This window comes from Streptomyces sp. NPDC051578, assembly GCF_044454045.1.
Taxonomy (GTDB): Bacteria; Actinomycetota; Actinomycetes; order Streptomycetales; family Streptomycetaceae; genus Streptomyces.
This window is the reverse complement of sequence record NZ_JBITDH010000006.1, coordinates 1-18937: the sequence shown is the minus strand read 5'-3', so window position 1 is coordinate 18937 and position 18937 is coordinate 1. Positions and strand designations below refer to the sequence as shown.

The following is an 18937-nucleotide window of genomic DNA, read 5'->3' as shown; positions in this document are numbered from 1 at the left end:
TCACGTCAGTGCGGCGATCACCTCCCGCGCCGCCCGCTCGCCCTCGGTCGCGCCGCCTTCCATGAACCCCTGGAAGTCGTAGCTGCAGTGCTCGCCGCCGATGTGGATCCGGCCCTGGGCGGTTCCCTCGTACTTGGCGTACCGGTGCAGGTAGCCGGTGGGCCAGTACGAGTACGCGCCCAGCGAGTACGGGTTCTTGTGCCAGGCCGAGAGCTGGGCCCGCCCGTTCCACGCGGCCTTGGTGCCGGGGAAGAAGGCGTCTACGCCGGTCAGGACCCGGCCCGCGAGGTCGCCCACGTAGGGGTCGGCCTCGGTGGCGAAGGGCGAGCCGGGGGTGAGCGCCCCGGCGAGGCTCCCGCCGCCGTACTGGAGCAGGATGCCGCCCGTGCCCGGCTGGACCTTGGTGGTGTCCCAGACCTGCTGGACGGGCGAGTCGGTGAAGCAGTCGCCGGCCGATACCCCCGGCCAGGGGCCGGTGCCGCGCCAGGGCCGGGCGGTGAACTGCATGTTGAGCTTGGTGCAGTACCCCATGCGGGCGTCGCGCAGCAGGTTCTTCATCAGCGGGTCGAAGCCGGCGCCCGACAGGTCGATCCGCTGGAGGATCGGCAGGGGCAGGCACAGGACGGTGTGGTCGGCGACGACGGTGCGCACCGATCCCGAGTCGTTGAAGGTCAGGGTCTGGGTGCCGTCGGCCGAGACGCGCACGGCGGTCAGTTCGCGGCCCATCACCAGTGAACCGGCCGGCAGGGCCTGGGCGATGGCGTTGGGGAGCCGGTCGTTGCCGCCGACGATGTGGTAGCGCTCGTTGGACAGGCCCCAGACGTTGAAGTTGCCGGGGTTGGGCTGGTAGCCCATCAGCAGGACCAGGGCGAGGGCGGACTGCTGGTCGGTGTCCGCCCCGTACTCGACGGTGTAGGCGACGTCGATGAAGCTGCCGAGCCGCGAGCCGTGGCCGCCGGGGACACGGGTCTCGATCCACTCGTACAGGGTCATGTTGTCGAGGGCGGTGCCGGCGGGGGTGGTGGAGTTCCAGGAGACCTCGCCGGCGTCCTGGAGATCGCGGTGCAGCGCCTGGTAGACGGCCTTGAAGTCCTCGTCCGCCTGGCTGCGGGGGTAGTAGGCGCCTTTGAACCAGAGGATCTCCTCGGCACCGTTCGGCCCGCCGCCGAGGAAGTCCTCGACGGGGAGGCCGAAGCGCCGGCACAGCTCCAGGATCTTCTTGTGGCTGGTGTCGATCAGTTCGCCGCCTATCTCGGAGGTCTGGCCGTACGCCCAGTGCGTGCGCTGGCTGTACATGCGACCGCCGACCCGGGCGGGGTTGGCCTCGTAGAGCGTGCAGCCGACGCCCGCGTCCTTGAGGGTGAGCGCGGCGGTCAGTCCCGATATCCCGGCTCCGACGACGGCGACGCGGGCGGGGGCGACGGGCGGCTTGGGGGCGGGGGCGGACTCGGCGGCGGACGCGCCGGCGGCGGAGGTGAGGACGGTCCCGAGACCGAGGGCGGCGGCCCGGCCGAGCAGTTCGCGGCGGCCGAGGCCGCGGACCTCGTCGACGGGCAGTCCGAGGCGGCGGGCGGCGGCGTGTTCGGCGGCGAGCCGGCGGAGCGCGTGCATCTGGGGGGTACGGGCCATGGCGGGGGCTCCTTGTCGGTGGACGGCTCGTGCGGTCAGCGCAGGGTGGTCGCGGCGGACGGCGCGGGGTCTTCGGCGCGTTCGGAGGCGTCCTCCAGCACGACGCGGCCGATGATCTCGTAGCGCTCGGGGGCCTTGAGCTTGAGCCACAGGCCCAGGCCCAGGCCGCCGAAGAAGACGACGCCGACGATCCACGGGATGAGGGTGAAGAAGAAGGAGTCGGCGGCGAGACCGGCGGCGGTCTCCATGTTGACGACCAGCAGGACGACCACGGCGGCCATCGCGATCCCGCCGATCAGGGGGGCCGTGAACGTCTTGAACCAGTGCCGGTCCTCGGGGTGGTTCTTGCGGAAGTAACCGATCACCGCGAAGGAGCACAAAGTCTGGACGATGAGGATCGCCATCGTGCCGAGGATCGCGAGCAGCGTGTAGAGGTGGATGTACGGGTCCTGGCCGGTGAGCCAGAACAGGGCGACCAGGGCGGTCGCGATGGCGGTCTGCACGACCGAGGAGACGTACGGGGAACCGTGCTCGGCGTGCGTGCGGCCGAGGGCGGGGTGCAGGAAGCCCTCACGGCCGATGGCGTAGAGATAGCGGGCGGCGCACTGGTGGAAGGCCATGCCGCAGGCGAACGAGCCGGTCAGCAGCAGCCACTGGAAGGCGTTCACGGCCCAGCCGCCGATGAAGGTCTCGGTGGGGGCGAAGAACAGGTCGAGCGGATGCGCGGAGGCCGAGAGTTCCACCGACTTGGCCAGGCCGTTGCCGCTGATGGTCATCCAGGAGACGTAGATGTAGAAGAGGCCGACGCCGACGACGGAGATCAAGGTCGCCTTGGGGATCACCCGCTTCGGGTCGCGGGACTCCTCGCCGTACATCGCGGTGGATTCGAAGCCCACCCACGACCAGAAGGCGAAGAAGAGACCGAGCCCGGCGGAGGCGCCGGTGAAGGCGTTCTTCGGGTTGACCGGCTCGACGGGGATGCCGTCGGGGCCGCCGCCCGCGATCAGGACGGCGGTGGCGACGGCGAAGAGCACGGCGATCTCGGCGACCAGCATCACCCCGAGGGCCTTGGCGGTCAGGTTGATGTCGAAGTGGGCGAGGACCGCGGTGACGGCGAGCATCGCGGCGGCGTAGAGGACCCAGGGCAGGTCGACGCCGAGCTGGTCCTGGACGGTGGTCTTGGCGAAGTAGGAGAACACGCCGACGATCGAGGCCTCGAAGACGATGTAGGCGAGCACGGCGAGCATCCCGGAGGCCATGCCGGCGATCCGGCCGAGGCCGTGCGAGATGTACCCGTAGAACGCGCCGGCGGCGGTGATCCGCTTGGCCATGGCGACGTAGCCGACGGCGAAGACGGTGAGCACGGCGGTCGCGAACAGGTAGCCGGCGGGGGCTCCGACGCCGTTGCCGAAGCCGACCGCGATCGGGAGGTTGCCGGTCATCGCGGTGATCGGCGCGGCGGTGGCGACCGCCATGAAGACCACCCCGACCAGGCCTACGGAATTGGCCTTGAGTCGCTGGACCCGGGGTCCTCCGGTCGCCGTGGGCGGGGTGCCGGTGACGTCTGTGCTCATGCCGTCCTCGTTCCTGTCGGGTGAGGCGCCACTCTGTCGGTGCGTGACGCACGCCACAATCGGCAAGCGGTCCGATAATCTCCTTGCGTGTCATACGAGTTGTCGGGCCGGAAGTGGACAGTTCGGGCTTCGCAACCGCCCGGTGATGTGTGGGGAACACGGCGGGCGGTACCGTCCCGCGATATGGACAATCAGGGCGGCATCACTGTTCAGCGGGCGCTGGAACTGCCGGGACTGCGCAGCGGGCTGCCGGAGGTGGTGGCCTGCGCCGACCGCCTGGGCCGCACGGTGCGCTGGGTGCATGCGGGTGAGGTCCCCAACATCGCGTCGCTGCTCAAGGGCGGGGAGCTGCTGCTGACCACCGGGCTGGGTCTGGGCACCCGGCCCGCCGAGCAACGGGCCTTCGTACGGCGCCTCGCCGACCGCGGGATCGCCGCGCTCGTCGTCGAGCTGGGGCCCCGCTTCACCCGGCTGCCCGCGACCATCGTCGAGACCGCCCGCGCGGCCGGCCTGCCGCTCGTCCAGCTGCACCGGGAAGTCCCCTTCGTCACGGTGACGGAGGAAGTCCACACCGAGATCGTCAACGGGCACTACGCGCTGCTCCAGCGCGCCGAGGAAGTCCACCGGCGGTGTACGGAGGCGCTGCTGGGCGGTGGCGGGATCCCGCAGGTGCTGCGCATCGTGGCCGACTTCACGGCGAACCCGGTCTTCCTGGAGACCCCCGACGGGCAGCTGCTGTACGCGGCCGGTCCCGCGGGCGGCGACGCCGCGGCGGACCCGCTCCAGGTGTGGGAGGGCCTGCGGGGCCAGCGTGAGGCAGAGCCGTCCGCCAACACCGTGGTCATCGACGTCCCGGGCGGCGGTCACGGCACGGGGTCGGTCCGCGCCCGGGTCGTCCTGCTGGGCGTCTCGTCACCGCTGCTGCCGGTGCACCGGATGGCGGCGGAGCGGACGGCGGGCGTGCTGGCGGTGGTGCTGATGCAGGCCCGCCAGGAGGACGAGCTGGCAGCGCGCGGCCGGGGCGACTTCCTCACGGACCTGGCCGAGGGGCGCATCTCGGCGGAGGACGCCCCGGCGCAGGCGCGCGTGCTCGGTTTCAAGCCCGGGGCGGGGCCGCTGCTGCCGGTGGTCATGCGGCTGTCCTCGGACCTGGGGCCGGCGGGGAACTGGGCGGTGCTGGCCCGGGCGGTGCTGGAGGAACTGTCGGCGGTCGGCGTACCCGTGCTCCTCGGGGTCCGCCCGGTGGAGGGAAGGGTTCCGCTGCTGGTCTCCCTGCGCTCGGAAGCGGAGCGCACGACGGTGGCGGACCGGGTCGCGGCCGCGCTGCGGGCGGGGGTGGAACGCGCGGGCCTGGACCGGGCGGGGGCGCCGCCGGCGGTGGTGGTCGGCGTCTCCGGCAGCTGGGCGGCGGCCTCGGCGGGCCTTCGGCACGCGGCGGAGACGGCGACGGCGGCCCATGGCCTGCCGGCCCGGCCCTGGTACGACGCGCGCCGCCTGGACATCGACCTGCTGCTGTGGCGGCTGCGGGAACACCCCGACCTGGCGGCGTTCGTGGACCGCGCGATCGGGGCACTGCGCGTACACGACGCCACGTCCCGGCCGCCTCTGCTGCCGACGCTGGAGACGTACCTGGCCCATGCGGGCCGCAAGGCGGAAACGGCCCGCGAGCTCCACCTGAACCGCCAGACGCTGTACAACCGCCTGGCCCGCATCTCGGAGCTCCTGGGCACGGACCTGGACGACCCGGAGACGGTCCTCTCCCTCAGCCTCGCCCTCCGCGCCCGCCGCCACGCCACTCCTTCTTGACGCGCCGCCCTCCTCATTGACGGGCCGCCCTCCTCCTTGACGCGCCGCTCTCCTCCTTGACGCGCCGCTCGCACGGCTCGGCGCCGGGGCGCCTTGCCGGCTTCGCGTCGCTGCGCCGAACTCCGTCCGGCGAAGCCGGGGCGGGGGTGCGGCCGACGGGTACGCCCGCGCCGTCGTCCTGGGGCTCCGCCCCAGACCCCGCGCCTCAATCGCCGGCGAGGCTGAATCCCCCCGCCCCGAGGCCTGCAACTTCCTCCGGCCCCCGCCGGGAATTGAGCCGCAGGACTGGGCAAGCCCCGGAGCACTTCCAGCCCCGCCGGCGATTGAGGCGCAGGACCGGGCAGAACCCGAGGCCCATCCAGCCCCGCCGGCGATTGAGGCGCGGGGGCGGGCGGGGCTCGCAGGGGGGCGTCCGGGCGGCGGCGGGGCGAGCACCGGTGCGGGGGACAGGGCCGGCGGCTGGTCAGGGGCGGCGGCGGGCCGTCAGTTCGTCGTAGACGGACAGGACCTGCGCCACCGTGTCGTCCTCCGACGGCCACGTCGCCGCCTGCGCCCGCCCCGCCGCGGCGAGCGCCACCCGGCGGGCCGGGTCCGCGAGCAGGCCCGTCACCGCGGCCGCCAGGGCCCCCGCGTCCCCGTACGGCACCAGCACCGCCGCGTCCCCGACCAGTTCCGGCACGCCCCCCACCCGCGTGGCCACCAGCGCCACCCCGGCCCGCAGGGCCTCCTGCGCCAGCAGTGACCGGCCCTCCCAGCGGCTCGGCAGCACCGCCACGTCCGCCGCCGCCAGCAGCCGGTCCGCGTCCCGGCGCCGCCCCAGCAGCCGTACCGGCAGGCCCTCCGCCTCGATGCGCCGGGTCAGCTCCGCCCGTAACGGCCCCTCCCCCGCGATCACCAGCAGCGGCACGGGGTCCAGCGCCCGCCACTCCCGCGCCGCCTCCAGCAGCAGCCCGTACCCCCGCCGCGCCACCAGACTGCCGACCGCGACCAGCAACGGCCTTTCCACCGCGCCCAGTTCCGCCCGCACCTTTTCCGGCTCCACCGCCGGCTCCGGCCCCGCCGCCAGCGGTAAGGCCACCGCCGCCAGCCGTGCGTCCCGCGCCCCGCGCAGCCGTGCCAGGTCGACCTGGTCGGAGGAGGCGCCCAGCACCACCGAGGCCGCCCGCGCCACGTGCCGTTCCAGCAGCCGGCTCATCTGCCCGAGCGCGCCCGCCGTTTCGGGGGCGCCGCCGTGCCAGGTCACCACCAGCGGTGCCCGCCGCCCGCGCCGGTCCCCGCGCAGCGCCAGCGCGGCCCGCATCCCGGCCCGTACGCCGTGCGCGTGCACCAGGTCGGCCCCCGCGCAGGCGGCCCGCAGCGCGGCCGCCGCGTCGGGTGTGAACTCGGCCCCGGCGCCGGTGAAGTCGTACGCGCCTTCCGCCTCGACGGGGGCGCACACCGTGACCCGTACGCCCCGCGCGGCGAGCCCCGTCGCGAGGGAGCGCACGTGCGCACAGCTCCCCGCCCCGGAACCGCCGAGGACCTGGACGGTACGCAGCGGTTCGCGCCCGTACGGCTGCGCGGGCACGGGCGGCGGGACCGGGGAGCTGCTCACGGGCCGAAGCTCCAGGATGAGGGAGTCAGAGACGTCGCCCAGGATGCCAGTCCGCACGCGCGTTCCGTGCCCATACGAGCGCGTATCCCGCGTGAGAGGGGGCCGGACACCCTCCGGCCTCACCCACACGGGCTACACCCCGCGGCCGTCAGCCGTCCGCGCGGGCCGCCGCCAGCAGTTCCTCGGCGTGTGCGCGCGCCGTCTCGGAGTCCTCCTGGCCGGCCAGCATCCGCGACAGTTCGCGGACCCGGTCCTCGCCCTCCAGCACGGTCACCCCGCTGCGCGTCACCGATCCGTCGACCGTCTTCTCCACCAGCAGTTGCCGGTCCGCGAAGGCCGCCACCTGCGGCAGGTGGGTGACGACGACGACCTGCGCCGAGCGGGCCAGCTTCGCGAGCCGCCGCCCGACCTCCACGGCCGCCTTGCCGCCGACGCCCGCGTCGACCTCGTCGAAGAGGTACGTCGGCACCGGGTCGGACCCGGCGAAGACGACCTCCACCGCCAGCATGACCCGCGACAGCTCACCGCCCGAGGCGCCCTTGGCGATCGGCCTGGGCTGGGCGCCGGGGTGCGGGGCCAGCAGCAGTTCCACCTCGTCCGCGCCCGCGGGCCCGTACGCGACGGGCCGGCCGTCGACCTCGACCCCTTCGGGGTCCTCGGTCTGGCGGATGTCGAAGGTGACCCGGGCGTGCGGCATCGCCAGCGAGGCCAGCTCGGCCGTGACGTCGGACGCGAACCGCGAGGCCGCCTCCACCCGGGCGTCCGTCAGCGCCTGGGCGAGCTGGGAGAGTTCGGACCGCAGTCCGTCCCGCTCGGCGGTCAGCTCCGCGATCCGCTCGTCGTCGCCGTCCAGTTCCAGCAGCCGCGCGGAGCCCTGCTGGGCCCACTGGAGGACGGAGTCGATGGAGTCCCCGTACTTGCGGGTGAGCTGGGTGAGGGCCGCCCGGCGTTCCTCCACGGCGGCCAGCCGCAGCGGGTCGGCGTCGAGGTCGTCGGCGTACCCGGCGAGTTCCCCGGCCACGTCGGCCAGCAGGATGCCCAGCTCCCCGATGCGCTCCGCGAGCGCGCCCAGCGCCGGGTCGTGGGCCCGTACGGACTCCAGCGCCCGGTGCGCGCCCGCGACGAGCGTGTTGGCGTCGATGCCCTCCGGGTCCTCGGGGTTGCCCGCGAGGGCGGCGTGCGCGGCCTGCGCAGCCGAGGCGAGGGATTCGGCGTGGCCGAGCCGCTCGGCCTCGGCCGCCAGTTCGGCGTCCTCACCGGGCAGCGGTTCGACGGCCGCGATCTCGTCCAGCCCGAACCGCAGCAGGTCCGCCTCCTGGGCGCGTTCCCGGGCCCGGGTGGTGATCTCCTCCAGTTCGGCGGCGACCGCGCGCAGCCGCCGGTAGGCGCCGGTGTACTTCTCCAGGGGGACGGCGACGGCGTCCCCGGCGTACCGGTCGAGCGCCTGGCGCTGGCGGGCCGGGCGCAGCAGCCCTTGCTGGTCGGTCTGTCCGTGGACGGCGACGAGGTCGTCGGCGAGTTCGGCGAGCAGCCCGACGGGTACGGAGCGCCCGCCGACGTGGGCGCGCGAGCGTCCCTCGGCGGAGATGGTCCGACTGATCAGCAGGGCGCCGTCGTCGAGCTCGGCACCGGCCTCCTCGGCCCGCAGGGCGGCGGAGGCGCCGGGCGGCAGCACGACGCGGCCCTCGACCACGGCCGCCTTGGACCCGATCCGCACCAGGGCCGGGTCGGCGCGACCGCCGAGCAGCAGCCCGAGGCTGGTGACGACCATCGTCTTGCCCGCGCCGGTCTCGCCGGTCACCGCGGTGAAACCGGGCGACAGCTCGACCACCGCGTCGTCGATGACCCCGAGCGACCGTATCCGCATCTCCTCAAGCACGGGACGACGATACCGAGGTTTCAGCGGTGCCATGCGACGTCACCCTTCGAGAGTTTCCCGAACGGATGTGCTAATAGCGGCACTAATGCGGCGCACCGCGCCAGCCCGAAACGGGCAGGGCGAACTTCGCCACGAGCCGGTCGGTGAAGGAAGCGTGGTGCAGCCGGGCGAGCCGCACGGGCACCGTCCCGCGCCGGACCTCCACCCGCGCCCCGGACGGCAGCTCCAGCGTGCGCCGTCCGTCACACCACAGGACCCCGTGCGGGGTCCCGGTCTGCACCTCCACCGCCAGCACCGAGTCCGGCGAGGTCACCAGCGGCTTGGCGAACAGCGCGTGCGCGCTGATCGGCACCATCAGCAGCGCCTCCACCTCCGGCCAGACCACCGGCCCGCCGGCGGAGAAGGCGTACGCGGTCGAGCCCGTCGGCGTCGCGCAGACGATCCCGTCGCAGCCGAAGCCGGACACCGGGCGCCCGTCGATCTCCAGGACCACCTCCAGCATCCGCTCCGGGGACACCTTCTGGACGGCGGCCTCGTTCAGCGCCCAGTCGCGGTGGACCACGTCGCCGTTGGTCCGCACCAGGACGTCGAGGGTCATCCGCTCCTCGACCTCGTACGCGCGCGTCACCACCCGGTCCACGACCTTGTCCAGGTCGTCCCGCTCGGCCTCGGCGAGGAACCCCACCCGGCCCAGGTTGACGCCCAGCATCGGCACCCCCGAGCCGCGGGCGAACTCCGCGCCGCGCAGCAGGGTCCCGTCGCCGCCCAGCACGATGAGCAGCTCGCACCCCTCCAGGGCCTCGGGCGTGGCCTCGGCGACCAGCTCCACCCCGGGCGCCAGCGGCAGGTCCACCGCCTCGTCGGCGAGGACGCGTACCCCCAGCCCCGACTTGAGCAGCCCCTGCACGACGAGTTCGGCGCTGCGGATGGCCGCCGGCCGCCCGGTGTGCGCGACGAGGAAGACGGTCCGCCCCGCCGTCGAATCCGCCGCGCCCAGCGCCCCGCCCGCTTCCGGCGTTCCCGCTTCTGCTGTTCCCGCTGCCTCGGTCACTGCGGCCCCTCCGCCACTGCACGATCGACATCCCCCGGGTCGAGTGCCGGTGCCCCCGCCCGCAGCCACAGAAAGTACTCGACGTTGCCCGACGGCCCGGGCAGCGGGCTCGCGGTGACCCCGAGCACCCCCAGCCCCAGCTTCCAGGCCTGCGCCGCGACGTCCCGCACGGCCTCGGCGCGCAGCTCGGGGCTGCGCACCACTCCGCCGCTGCCGAGGCGGTCCTTGCCCACCTCGAACTGCGGCTTGACCATCAGCACCAGGTCCGCTCCGGGCGCGCAGCACCGTACGAGCGCGGGCAGCACCAGGCCGATGGAGATGAAGGACAGGTCCCCGACGACCAGGTCCACGGGAGACCCGTCGAGCAGCTCGACGGTCAGCTCGCGGACGTTGGTGCGGTCCTTGACGGTGACCCGGTCGTCGCTCTGCAGGGACCAGGCGAGCTGCCCGTAGCCGACGTCCACGGCCATGACGTGGGCGACTCCGGCGCGCAGCAGCACGTCGGTGAACCCGCCGGTGGAGGCGCCGGCGTCCAGCGCCCGACGGCCCTCGACGACCAGGCCCAGCGGCTGGAAGGCCGCGAGGGCGCCGGCCAGTTTGTGGCCGCCGCGGGAGACGTAGTCGGGGTCGCTGTCGTCCTTGAGGACGACGAGGGCCGCGCTGGTCTCGACCTGGGTGGCCGCCTTGGTGGCGGTGGTGCCGCCGACGGTCACCCGGCCCGCGGCGATCAGCTGGGCCGCGTGCTCGCGCGAGCGGGCCATGCTGCGGCGTACCAGTTCGGCGTCCAGGCGGCGGCGTGCCACTCCTGCCACGTTCGGTTCAGCTCCTGTTTTCGTACGGTCCGGGGACGGGCGGTGCGTCCAGCGCGGTCAGCGCGTCGCGCAACCCCCTGTGCACATCCTCGTACACCCCGGCGTGTCCGTCCGCCGTGAGGTGGTCGACGGCCTCCAGCCGCTCCAGGAGACCGTCCACCCCCGAGTGGCCGGTGGGGGTGCGTACGACGCCCAGCGGCGCGGGCCCGGCGGGCTCGGCGGGGCCCTCGGGTACCTCCGCGGCGGGTTCCGGTGCGTGGTCGGTCATGGTCCGACGCTACCGCGAAGCGCGCCGCGACCACGTATGGCTCTGCGGTACGGTCGTGGTCACGATGGCTACCACCGAGGAGTGCCGCGAGGCACTCGACCGACTCTCAGACAACCTGGCCCGCGCCGGGGGCGACGTGCGCGGCGCGGTCGCGCTCGACCGCTCGCTCAGCTGCCACATCACCGACCTGGACCAGACCTTCACCGGCCGCCTCGACGGAGGCCGGATCCGGGTCGACGCCCTCACCGCGGGGCCGCCCGCCGCCAAGGCGGACATCCGGCTCGCGATGACGGGCGACGACCTGCTCGCGCTGGTCGCCGGCGAGCTGCGCTTCGCCCGGGCCTGGGCCTCGGGCCGGGTCAGGCTGGAGGCCGGCTTCCGCGACCTGCTCCGTCTCAAAAGCCTGCTCTGAGCCCCGGCACCCGGCTCGGGCAGTCCGGCACCCGGCTGAGGCAGCCCCGGCACCCGGCTCAGGCGGCCAGCCGCGTACGGGCCTTCCGGGCGGCCGGGATCACCAGGGGCGTGCCGGTCTCCGGGTCTTCGATGATCTGGCAGCGCAGCCCGAACACCTCCTCCACCAGCTCGGCGGTGACCACCTGCGAGGGCGGTCCCTCGGCCACGACGACCCCGCCGCGCAGCGCGATCAGGTGCGTGGCGTAGCGGGCGGCGTGATTGAGGTCGTGCAGCACCGCGACCAGCGTCCGGCCCTGGTTCTCGTGCAGCTCGGCGCACAGGTCCAGGACGTCCAGCTGGTGCTGGATGTCCAGGTAGGTGGTCGGCTCGTCCAGCAGCAGCAGGGGGGTCTGCTGGGCCAGCGCCATCGCGATCCACACGCGCTGGCGCTGCCCGCCCGACAGCTCGTCCACCGCCCGCCCGGCCAGCTCCGCGACACCGGTCGCGGCCATCGACTCGGCGACGACCTGTTCGTCCTGCTTCGACCACTGCCGCAGCAGCCCCTGGTGCGGGTGGCGGCCGCGCGAGACGAGGTCGGCGACGGTGATCCCGTCGGGCGCGATCGAGGACTGCGGGAGCAGCCCCAAGGTCTTGGCCACCTTCTTCGCCGGCATCGAGGCGATGGCCTGGCCGTCCAGCAGGACCTGCCCGGCCGACGGTTTCAGCATCCGCGACAGGGCGCGCAGCAGTGTGGACTTGCCGCAGGCGTTGGGGCCGACGATCACCGTGAAGGAGTTGTCGGGGATCTCCACCGAGAGGTCCTCGGCGATGACCCGCTGGTCGTAGCCGAGGGTCACGTTCCGCGCGGTCAGCCGCTGCTGCACTTGCCCACTCCTTGAGTCGCTCATATACGTCCCGCCTTGCGTTCGCTGACGAGCAGCCAGAGCAGGTACACCCCGCCGACCAGCCCGGTCACCACACCCACCGGCAACTGATCCGCCCCGAAGGCCCGCTGCGAGGCCCAGTCCGACACCAGCAGCAACACGGAGCCCATCAGAGCTCCCGCGAGCAGGTTGGGGCCGCAGGAGCGGGTCAGGCGACGGGCCAGCTGGGGCGCGGCCAGCGCGACGAAGCTGATCGGGCCGGCCGCGGCGGAGGCCGCCGTGGTCAGGACGATCGCCGCCGCCATCAGCAGCATCCGGGTCCGCTCCACCCTGACGCCCAGTGCGTACGCGGCGTCGTCGCCCATCTCCATCATCCGCAGCGCCCTGCCCTGCCCGAGGGCGAGCGGGAACACCACCGCGCAGGTCGCCAGCAGCGGCCACACCTGCGACCAGTCCCGGCCCGCCAGCGAGCCGGTCAGCCACACCGTCGCCCGGGTGGCGTCCACGAGTTTCGCCTTGGTCAGCAGGTACTGGATGAGGGCGAGGAGCATCGCGCTGGCGCCGATGCCGACGAGCACGAGCCGGTAGCCGTGGACGCCCTGTTTGTACGCGACGAGGTACACGCCGGCGCCCGTCAGCAGGCCGCCGACCACCGCCCCCGCCGCCACGGCGGCGGAGCCGCCCTGGAAGAGGGTGATGACGGCGAGCGCGCCGACCGCCGACCCGTAGCTGAAGCCCAGCAGGTCCGGGGAGCCCAGCGGGTTGCGGGAGACGGACTGGAAGACGGCGCCGGCCATCCCGAGCGCCGCCCCGACGAGCACCGCGACCAGCACCCGCGGCAGCCGCAGGTCGTTGACGATGAAGTCGTCGGCGGGGCTGCCCTCCCCCAGCAGGGTCCGCACCACGTCCCAGGGCGCGATCTCGAAGTCGCCGGTGCCGATCAGCACGATCGCCATGACCAGCACGACGGCCGCCAGCAGCACCCCCGCGGCCAGGGCGCGCGGCTCCAGCCGCAGCGCCGTCCCACCGGGGCCGCGCAGCACCCGCGACCGGCTCTTCAGGGCCCCGCCCGGCTTCGGTCCGGTCGTCTGCGTCACAGCTGGGCCATCCTCTTGCGCCGGACGAGATAGATGAAGACCGGGCCGCCGACGAGCGCGGTGACGATGCCGGCCTGCAGCTCGGCGGGGCGGGTGACGACCCGTCCGATGACGTCGGCGCCCAGCAGCAGTACGGGGGAGAGCACTGCGGAGTAGGCGAGGACCCAGCGCATGTCGGGGCCTGTGATGAGCCGCACCAGGTGCGGGATCATCAGCCCGACGAAGGTGATCGGCCCGCAGGCGGCGGTCGCCGCCCCGCACAGCAGGGTGATGGCGGCCATCGCCGCGATCCGGGTCCCCGTCAGGTTCGCGCCGAGCGCCCGGGCGGTGTCGTCTCCCATGGCCATGGCGTTGAGCGGCCGGCCGAGCGCGAGCGCCATCACCGCCCCTGCCAGCAGGAAGGGGGCGACCTGCCGGACGGTGTCCATGTTGGCCGACGCCAGCGAACCGACCGTCCAGAAGCGGAGCTTGTCCAGGGCCTTGCTGTCCATCAGCTGCACGGCGTTGATGTAGCCGACCAGGGCTGCGCTGGCCGCCGTCCCGGCGAGTGCGAGGCGGACGGGCGTCGCGCTGCGACTGCCTCCGAGCACGTACACGACGACCGAGACGACCCCCGCTCCGAGGAAGGCCCACCACACGAACTCACCGAGCGAGGAGGCCCCGAGGAAGCTGATCGCCGAGACGACGGCGGCCGCGGCTCCCGCGTTGACGCCGAGGATGCCGGGCTCGGCGAGCGGGTTGCGGGTCAGCGCCTGCATCACCGCGCCCGACAGCCCGAGGCCGAGGCCCACCAGCACGCCCAGGAGGGTCCGCGGGACCCGCAGGTCGCGCACCACCACATCGCCCGGGGTGCCCGCGTAGTGGAACAGGCCGTGCCAGACCTGGTCGAGGGGCATCTGCTTGGCGCCTACGGCGACGCTCGCCACCGCGACCGCGGCCAGCACGGCGAGCGCGGCCAGCAGACCGGCGGCACGGACGCCTCGGCGGGCGCGGGCGGCGGCGACGGGCGCGGCGCCCACTTCGGGGGGACTCTCGACCAACACGCAGGTTAGGTTAGCCTATCCTGCACGAGCACGAGCGCGAGCCCGCCGGTCGGGCCCCGGGGCGCTACAACCCCAGCCGCGCCAGCGCCTTCTGCGCGTCCAGCGCCGAAGAACCCTCCCCGGCCGCCGTCCAAGCCGCCGCGCACAGCGCCCGCAGCCCGTCCAGCGGGTCACCGTCCTCCCCGCGCAGAGTGAGTACGCCGTCCAGCGCGACCGCCGTCCACGCGCCGCAGCGGAACCCTTCCCCCGCCGCCACGACCTCCGGCTGCCCGGTCAACAGCCCCCGCAGGTCCCGGTCCACGTACGTCGGCCGGTGCTTGGGCTCGGCCCGCAACAGCTGCGCCGCGTCCGTCACCCCGGTCAGCACCAGCAGCGAGTCCACGTCCCCGTTGAACGCGCCCTCGATGTCGGTGTCCAGCCGGTCCCCCACCACCAGCGGCCGCTCCGCCCCGGTCCGCAGCACCGTCTCCCGGTGCATCGGCGGCAGCGGCTTGCCCGCCACCTGCGGCTCCGCGCCCGTGGCGATCCGTACCACCTCCACGGCGGCCCCATTGCCCGGTGCGATCCCGCGCGCCCCCGGGATCGTCAGGTCCGTGTTCGACGCGTACCAGGGCACCCCCCGGTTGACCGCGTACGAAGCCTCCGCGAACCGCCCCCACGCCAGGTCCGGGCCCCCGTACCCCTGCACGACCGCCGCCAGGTCCTCCTCGTCGGCCGACTCCACCGGCACCAGCCCGCGCTCCCGCAGCGCGACCCGCAGCCCCTCCCCGCCGATCACCAGCACCTTCGACCCCGGCGCCACCTGATCGGCGATCAGCCGGGCCACCGCCTGCGCCGAGGTGATCACCTCGCCCGCCTCGGTCGGAATACCCAGCTCGCACAGGTGCTCCGCGACCGCGTCCGGGGTCCGCAGCGCGTTGTTGGTGACGTACGCGAGGTGCATGCCCTTCGCCCGGGCCGTCCCCAGCGACTCCACCGCGTGCGCGATGGCGCGCCCGCCCGCGTACACCACCCCGTCCAGGTCCAGCAGGGCGGTGTCGTACGCCTGGTGCAGACTCCGCTCACTGCCCGCCGGACTGGTCCTGCTCTGCCGGGTCATCGTGTCCGCTCCCTCGTCCACTCGATCTTCGATCGATTCTGTCCGTACCTGCCCTGCACTGCCCTGCTCAGTCACTCCCCCGATCATCCCGCACCGTGAGACGCGTCTTACCATGCACCAATGACCACACCTGGTATCGCGGACCGAGGGCTGCGCCTGATCCCCTTCCACGGACTGCGCTATGACCCCGAGCGCGTCGGCAGCCTGGCCGCCGTCACCTCACCGCCCTACGACGTGGTCGTACGACCCGACGGAGTCGACTACCTCGAATCCGCCGACCCGCACAACATCGTCCGCCTGATCCTTCCCCAGGCCGACACCCCCGCCGCCCGCAACGAACAGGCCGCGCGCACCATGCGCCACTGGCTCGCCGAAGGCGTCCTCAGCGCCGACCCCGAGCCCGCCCTGTACGTCTACGAGCAGCGAAAGCCCGGAGTGCTCCAGCGCGGCGTCATCGGCGCCCTGGCCCTGACCACCGCCGACGACGGGATCGTCCTGCCCCACGAGGACGTCATGCCGCACGTGGTCACCGACCGCGCCGGCCTGATGCGCGCCACCTCGGCCAACCTCGAACCCCTCCTCCTGACCTACCGCGGCGGCGACCCCGCCACGGGCGCGGCCGCCGTCATCGAACGCACCGCCCAGCGGGAGCCGCTGCTCTCCACCGTCACCGAGGACGGGTTCCGGCACAGCCTGTGGGCCATCACCGACCCCGCCGACCTGGCCGCCGTCACCGCCGACCTCGGCCACCGCCAGGCCCTCATCGCCGACGGGCACCACCGCTGGGCGACGTACCTGCGCCTCCAGCAGGAGCACCCCTCGCCCACCGCCTGGGACTTCGGCCTCGTCCTGCTCGTGGACACCGCCCGCTACCCGCTCCAGGTCCGCGCCATCCACCGGATGCTGCGCCGGCTGCCGAAGCCGCAGGCGATGGCCGCGCTCGGCGGATCGTTCCGGATCCGCCCGGTGGAAGGCCCGCTCCCGCTCGCCCTGGAGGTCCTGACCGACGCGTCGGAACGCGGCAACGCCTTCCTGCTCGCCGGCGACGGCACCTTCCACCTGGTCACCGACCCGGACCCGGGCCTCATCGAGCGCACCGTCCGCCACGACCGCCCCGAGGCCTGGCGCCGGCTGGACGCGACGGTCCTGCACGCTGCCCTCCTCGACGACCTGTGGCGGATCCCCGACGAGCCGGAGCACATCTCCTACATCCACGACGCCGCAGCCACCGTGGAGATGGCCGAACGCCACGGCGGCACGGCGGTGCTGCTGCACCCCGTACGGGAGGACGTGGTCCGGGACCTGGCCCGCCAGGGGGTCACGATGCCCCGCAAGTCCACGTCCTTCGGTCCCAAGCCGGCGACGGGCCTGGTCCTGCGCAGCCTGGACTGACCCGGTCGAGGCGGCTGCGGACATGCGAAAGGGCGGTACCCCCGGGAAGGGGGTACCGCCCTTTCAGTTCAGCCGTCAGGCCTTGTCGCGGCCCTCGGTCCGCTTCGCGGCGTCGGCGGCGTCGGCCTCGTCGAGGGGTTCGTACTCCTCGTCGTCCTCGTCGTAGTACTCGGCCTGGTCGGCGGCGCGCTCGGCGGCCGCCACCTCGGCGTCGTCCTCTTCCTCGTCCTCGTCCTCGTCCTCGTCGAGGTCGAGGTCGTCGGCGGCGTCGAGGCCCTCGACGTCATCCTCGTCGTCCGGCAGGGACGCGTCCACGAACTCGACCCCGTCCAGTTCGGCGAGCCGGTCGGAGGCGTCGGTCGCCTGGTCCTTGTCGGCCTCGGCCGTCTTGGCGAACCACTCGCGAGCCTCGTCCTCACGGCCGGCCGCCAGCAGGGCGTCGGCGTAGGCGTACCGCAGACGCGCGGTCCACGGCTGCACGGAGTTCGAAGCGAGCTCCGGGCTCTGCAGGGTCACGATGGCGGCGTCCAGCTCGCCCATGTCCCGGCGGGCACCGGCGGCGACGAGCCGCATCTCGACCTGACCGGCCTTGTCCAGCTTCTGCACCTCGGGCTCGCCGGCCATGGCGAGTGCCCGCTCCGGACGGCCCAGGCCGCGCTCGCAGTCGGCCATGACGGGCCACAGCTCGACGGAACCGGTCATCCGCTTGGCTGCGCGGAACTCCGCGAGCGCCTCGCTGTACTTCTGCGTGGCGTACGCGGCGAAGCCGGCGGCCTCACGGACGGCGGCGACGCGGGAGGCGAGCCGCAGGGCGATACGGGCGTACGCGTACGCCTGCTCGGGGTCCTCGTCGATCAGCCGGGCCACCATGACCAGGTTGCGCGAGACCTCCTCGGCCAGGCCCTTGGGCAGGCTCAGGAGTTCCTGACGCACATCGGCATCGATCTCGTGACCGGTGATGTCCTCGTCGATCGGGAGCCGCTTGACCGGGTCGCGGTCGCGGTCGGCGCGGAAGTCGCGGTCGCCACCACGGTCGTCACGGCCGCGGTAGCCACCGCGGTCATCGCGGCCACCACGGAACCCACCACGGTCGCCGCCGCGGTCACCGCGGTCGTCGCGGCGGGGGTAGCTGGGGCGGTCGCCGCCGCGGTCGTCACGGCGCTGGAAGCCACCACCGGTGGGGCGGTCGCCACGGTCGTCACGACGGGGGTAGCTGGGACGCTCGCCACCACGGTCGTCACGACGGGGGTAGCTGGGGCGGTCGCCGCCGCGGTCGTCACGGCCACCGCGGAACCCACCACGGTCGTCATCACGGCGCGGGTAGCTCGGGCGGTCACCACGGTCGTCACGGCGCGGGTAGCTGGGACGCTCGCCACCGCGGTCGTCGCGGCGGGGGTAGCTGGGGCGGTCGCCGCCACGGTCGTCGCGGCGCTGGAAGCCACCACCGGTGGGGCGGTCGCCACGGTCGTCACGACGGGGGTAGCTGGGGCGGTCCCCGCCACGGTCGTCACGGCCACCGCGGAACCCACCACGGTCATCGTCACGGCGCGGGTAGCTCGGGCGGTCACCACGGTCATCACGACGGGGGTAGCTGGGACGCTCGCCACCACGGTCGTCGCGGCGCTGGAAGCCACCACCGGTCGGACGGTCACCACGGTCATCACGACGCGGGAAGCTGGGACGCTCACCCCGGTCATCACGGCGGAACGAGGGACGGTCGCCACCACGGTCGTCGCGGCGCTGGAAGCCACCACCGGTCGGGCGGTCACCACGGTCATCACGACGGGGGTAGCTGGGACGCTCGCCACCACGGTCGTCGCGGCGCTGGAAGCCACCACCGGTCGGACGGTCGCCACGGTCGTCACGACGCGGGAAGCTGGGACGCTCACCCCGGTCATCACGGCGGAACGAGGGACGGTCGCCACCACGGTCGTCACGGCGCTGGAAGCCACCACCGGTCGGACGGTCACCGCCGCCGGCGGGACGCCCACCACGGTCGTCACGGCGGAAGCCGCCGCCACCACCGGTCGGACGGCCACCGCGGTCATCGCGACGGAAACCACCACGGTCACCGCCACGGTCGTCACGGCCCCCGCGGTAGCCGCCCCTGTCACCGCCGTCGTTGCGACGAGGCTCGCGCTCCGGACGATCGTCGGGAGAGTTGGACATGGGTGTGACTCCTGTCTTCGGGGTACCGCTAGTCATTCTCGCGCAACCAACCCATGGCCGCGCTTCGGCGTAAAGAGGTAGAAAAAACAAAAGGACCCTTGGTCCAGCGTTGAACGCTGGACCAAGGGTCCTTTGAAAGATTGTTCGGCGGTGTCCTACTCTCCCACAGGGTCCCCCCTGCAGTACCATCGGCGCTGAAAGGCTTAGCTTCCGGGTTCGGAATGTAACCGGGCGTTTCCCTAACGCT

Annotated in this window: 15 protein-coding genes, 1 rRNA gene and 1 pseudogene; 3 read left to right on the top strand and 14 right to left on the bottom strand. The window is 73.5% G+C overall.

Features of this window, described 5'->3' with window-relative positions:
• Positions 1 to 1629 (bottom strand): FAD-dependent oxidoreductase, encoded by a 1629-nt coding sequence (locus tag ACIA6C_RS23725; protein ID WP_399278733.1) that lies wholly within the window; start codon positions 1627 to 1629, stop codon positions 1 to 3.
• Positions 1630 to 1664: 35 nt separating this feature from the next.
• On the bottom strand, positions 1665 to 3203 hold the full coding sequence (locus tag ACIA6C_RS23720; RefSeq protein ID WP_399278731.1) for an APC family permease: 1539 nt from the start codon (positions 3201 to 3203) through the stop codon (positions 1665 to 1667).
• Positions 3204 to 3386: 183 nt separating this feature from the next.
• Between ACIA6C_RS23720 and ACIA6C_RS23715 the strand changes: the two genes are divergently transcribed.
• Positions 3387 to 5009, top strand: a complete 1623-nt coding sequence (locus ACIA6C_RS23715; protein WP_399278729.1) for a PucR family transcriptional regulator — start codon at positions 3387 to 3389, stop codon at positions 5007 to 5009.
• Between the two features lie 463 nt (positions 5010 to 5472).
• On the opposite strand, the gene ACIA6C_RS23710 is transcribed toward ACIA6C_RS23715, so the two are convergent.
• The 5 genes from ACIA6C_RS23710 to ACIA6C_RS23690 form a co-directional block, all read right to left on the bottom strand.
• On the bottom strand, positions 5473 to 6603 hold the full coding sequence (locus ACIA6C_RS23710; protein WP_399278727.1) for a glycosyltransferase family 4 protein: 1131 nt from the start codon (positions 6601 to 6603) through the stop codon (positions 5473 to 5475).
• Between the two features lie 148 nt (positions 6604 to 6751).
• Entirely contained in the window at positions 6752 to 8470 is a 1719-nt protein-coding gene (gene recN / locus ACIA6C_RS23705) for a DNA repair protein RecN (protein ID WP_361133762.1), read from the bottom strand.
• A gap of 94 nt (positions 8471 to 8564) precedes the next feature.
• Positions 8565 to 9479, bottom strand: coding sequence for an NAD kinase (locus tag ACIA6C_RS23700; RefSeq protein ID WP_399279096.1), 915 nt, complete (start codon positions 9477 to 9479; stop codon positions 8565 to 8567).
• A 50-nt stretch (positions 9480 to 9529) separates the two neighbouring features.
• Complete coding sequence (locus tag ACIA6C_RS23695) at positions 9530 to 10345, bottom strand: TlyA family RNA methyltransferase (RefSeq protein WP_361133009.1); 816 nt, start codon at positions 10343 to 10345, stop codon at positions 9530 to 9532.
• 7 nt (positions 10346 to 10352) lie between these two features.
• The gene (locus ACIA6C_RS23690; protein WP_399278724.1) at positions 10353 to 10613 is read right to left on the bottom strand and encodes a hypothetical protein; all 261 of its coding nucleotides are present in this window, start codon (positions 10611 to 10613) and stop codon (positions 10353 to 10355) included.
• 64 nt (positions 10614 to 10677) lie between these two features.
• Here ACIA6C_RS23690 and ACIA6C_RS23685 point away from each other — a divergent pair, with 64 nt between their 5' ends.
• On the top strand, positions 10678 to 11025 hold the full coding sequence (locus tag ACIA6C_RS23685) for an SCP2 sterol-binding domain-containing protein (protein WP_366079917.1): 348 nt from the start codon (positions 10678 to 10680) through the stop codon (positions 11023 to 11025).
• A 58-nt stretch (positions 11026 to 11083) separates the two neighbouring features.
• Here ACIA6C_RS23685 and ACIA6C_RS23680 read toward each other — a convergent pair whose 3' ends face one another.
• The 4 genes from ACIA6C_RS23680 to ACIA6C_RS23665 form a co-directional block, all read right to left on the bottom strand.
• Positions 11084 to 11914 (bottom strand): ABC transporter ATP-binding protein, encoded by an 831-nt coding sequence (locus ACIA6C_RS23680; RefSeq protein WP_361133000.1) that lies wholly within the window; start codon positions 11912 to 11914, stop codon positions 11084 to 11086.
• Positions 11911 to 12987 carry a FecCD family ABC transporter permease gene (locus tag ACIA6C_RS23675; protein WP_399278721.1) on the bottom strand — a complete coding sequence of 359 codons (1077 nt, stop codon included), beginning with the start codon at positions 12985 to 12987 and terminating at the stop codon, positions 11911 to 11913. The genes ACIA6C_RS23680 and ACIA6C_RS23675 overlap by 4 nt, the downstream gene beginning before the upstream one ends.
• Positions 12984 to 14030: a FecCD family ABC transporter permease gene (locus ACIA6C_RS23670; protein ID WP_399278719.1), complete on the bottom strand. Its 1047-nt coding sequence runs from the start codon at positions 14028 to 14030 to the stop codon at positions 12984 to 12986. Before ACIA6C_RS23670 ends, ACIA6C_RS23675 begins: the two co-directional genes overlap by 4 nt.
• Before the next feature lie 64 nt (positions 14031 to 14094).
• Complete coding sequence (locus ACIA6C_RS23665; protein ID WP_399278717.1) at positions 14095 to 15129, bottom strand: HAD-IIA family hydrolase; 1035 nt, start codon at positions 15127 to 15129, stop codon at positions 14095 to 14097.
• Between the two features lie 120 nt (positions 15130 to 15249).
• On the opposite strand from ACIA6C_RS23665, the gene ACIA6C_RS23660 reads away from it, so the two are divergent.
• Positions 15250 to 16521: a DUF1015 family protein gene (locus ACIA6C_RS23660; RefSeq protein ID WP_399278715.1), complete on the top strand. Its 1272-nt coding sequence runs from the start codon at positions 15250 to 15252 to the stop codon at positions 16519 to 16521.
• Between the two features lie 75 nt (positions 16522 to 16596).
• On the opposite strand, the gene ACIA6C_RS23655 is transcribed toward ACIA6C_RS23660, so the two are convergent.
• The 3 genes and pseudogenes from ACIA6C_RS23655 to rrf form a co-directional block, all read right to left on the bottom strand.
• Positions 16597 to 17454 carry a hypothetical protein gene (locus ACIA6C_RS23655; protein ID WP_366079942.1) on the bottom strand — a complete coding sequence of 286 codons (858 nt, stop codon included), beginning with the start codon at positions 17452 to 17454 and terminating at the stop codon, positions 16597 to 16599.
• 450 nt (positions 17455 to 17904) lie between these two features.
• Positions 17905 to 18726, bottom strand: a pseudogene (locus tag ACIA6C_RS23650) (hypothetical protein); the annotation flags it as partial.
• A 106-nt stretch (positions 18727 to 18832) separates the two neighbouring features.
• A 5S ribosomal RNA gene (gene rrf, locus ACIA6C_RS23645) occupies positions 18833 to 18937 on the bottom strand; the annotation flags it as partial.

Bases quoted from the DNA above. Each gene is read 5' to 3' on its own strand.
- ACIA6C_RS23725 (WP_399278733.1), bottom strand. From the start codon at position 1,629: ATGGCCCGTACCCCCCAGATGCACGCGCTCCGCCGGCTCGCCGCCGAA.
- ACIA6C_RS23720 (WP_399278731.1), bottom strand. From the start codon at position 3,203: ATGAGCACAGACGTCACCGGCACCCCGCCCACGGCGACCGGAGGACCC.
- ACIA6C_RS23715 (WP_399278729.1), top strand. From the start codon at position 3,387: ATGGACAATCAGGGCGGCATCACTGTTCAGCGGGCGCTGGAACTGCCG.
- recN (WP_361133762.1), bottom strand. From the start codon at position 8,470: ATGCGGATACGGTCGCTCGGGGTCATCGACGACGCGGTGGTCGAGCTG.
- ACIA6C_RS23690 (WP_399278724.1), bottom strand. From the start codon at position 10,613: ATGACCGACCACGCACCGGAACCCGCCGCGGAGGTACCCGAGGGCCCC.
- ACIA6C_RS23685 (WP_366079917.1), top strand. From the start codon at position 10,678: ATGGCTACCACCGAGGAGTGCCGCGAGGCACTCGACCGACTCTCAGAC.
- ACIA6C_RS23680 (WP_361133000.1), bottom strand. From the start codon at position 11,914: ATGAGCGACTCAAGGAGTGGGCAAGTGCAGCAGCGGCTGACCGCGCGG.
- ACIA6C_RS23665 (WP_399278717.1), bottom strand. From the start codon at position 15,129: ATGACCCGGCAGAGCAGGACCAGTCCGGCGGGCAGTGAGCGGAGTCTG.
- ACIA6C_RS23660 (WP_399278715.1), top strand. From the start codon at position 15,250: ATGACCACACCTGGTATCGCGGACCGAGGGCTGCGCCTGATCCCCTTC.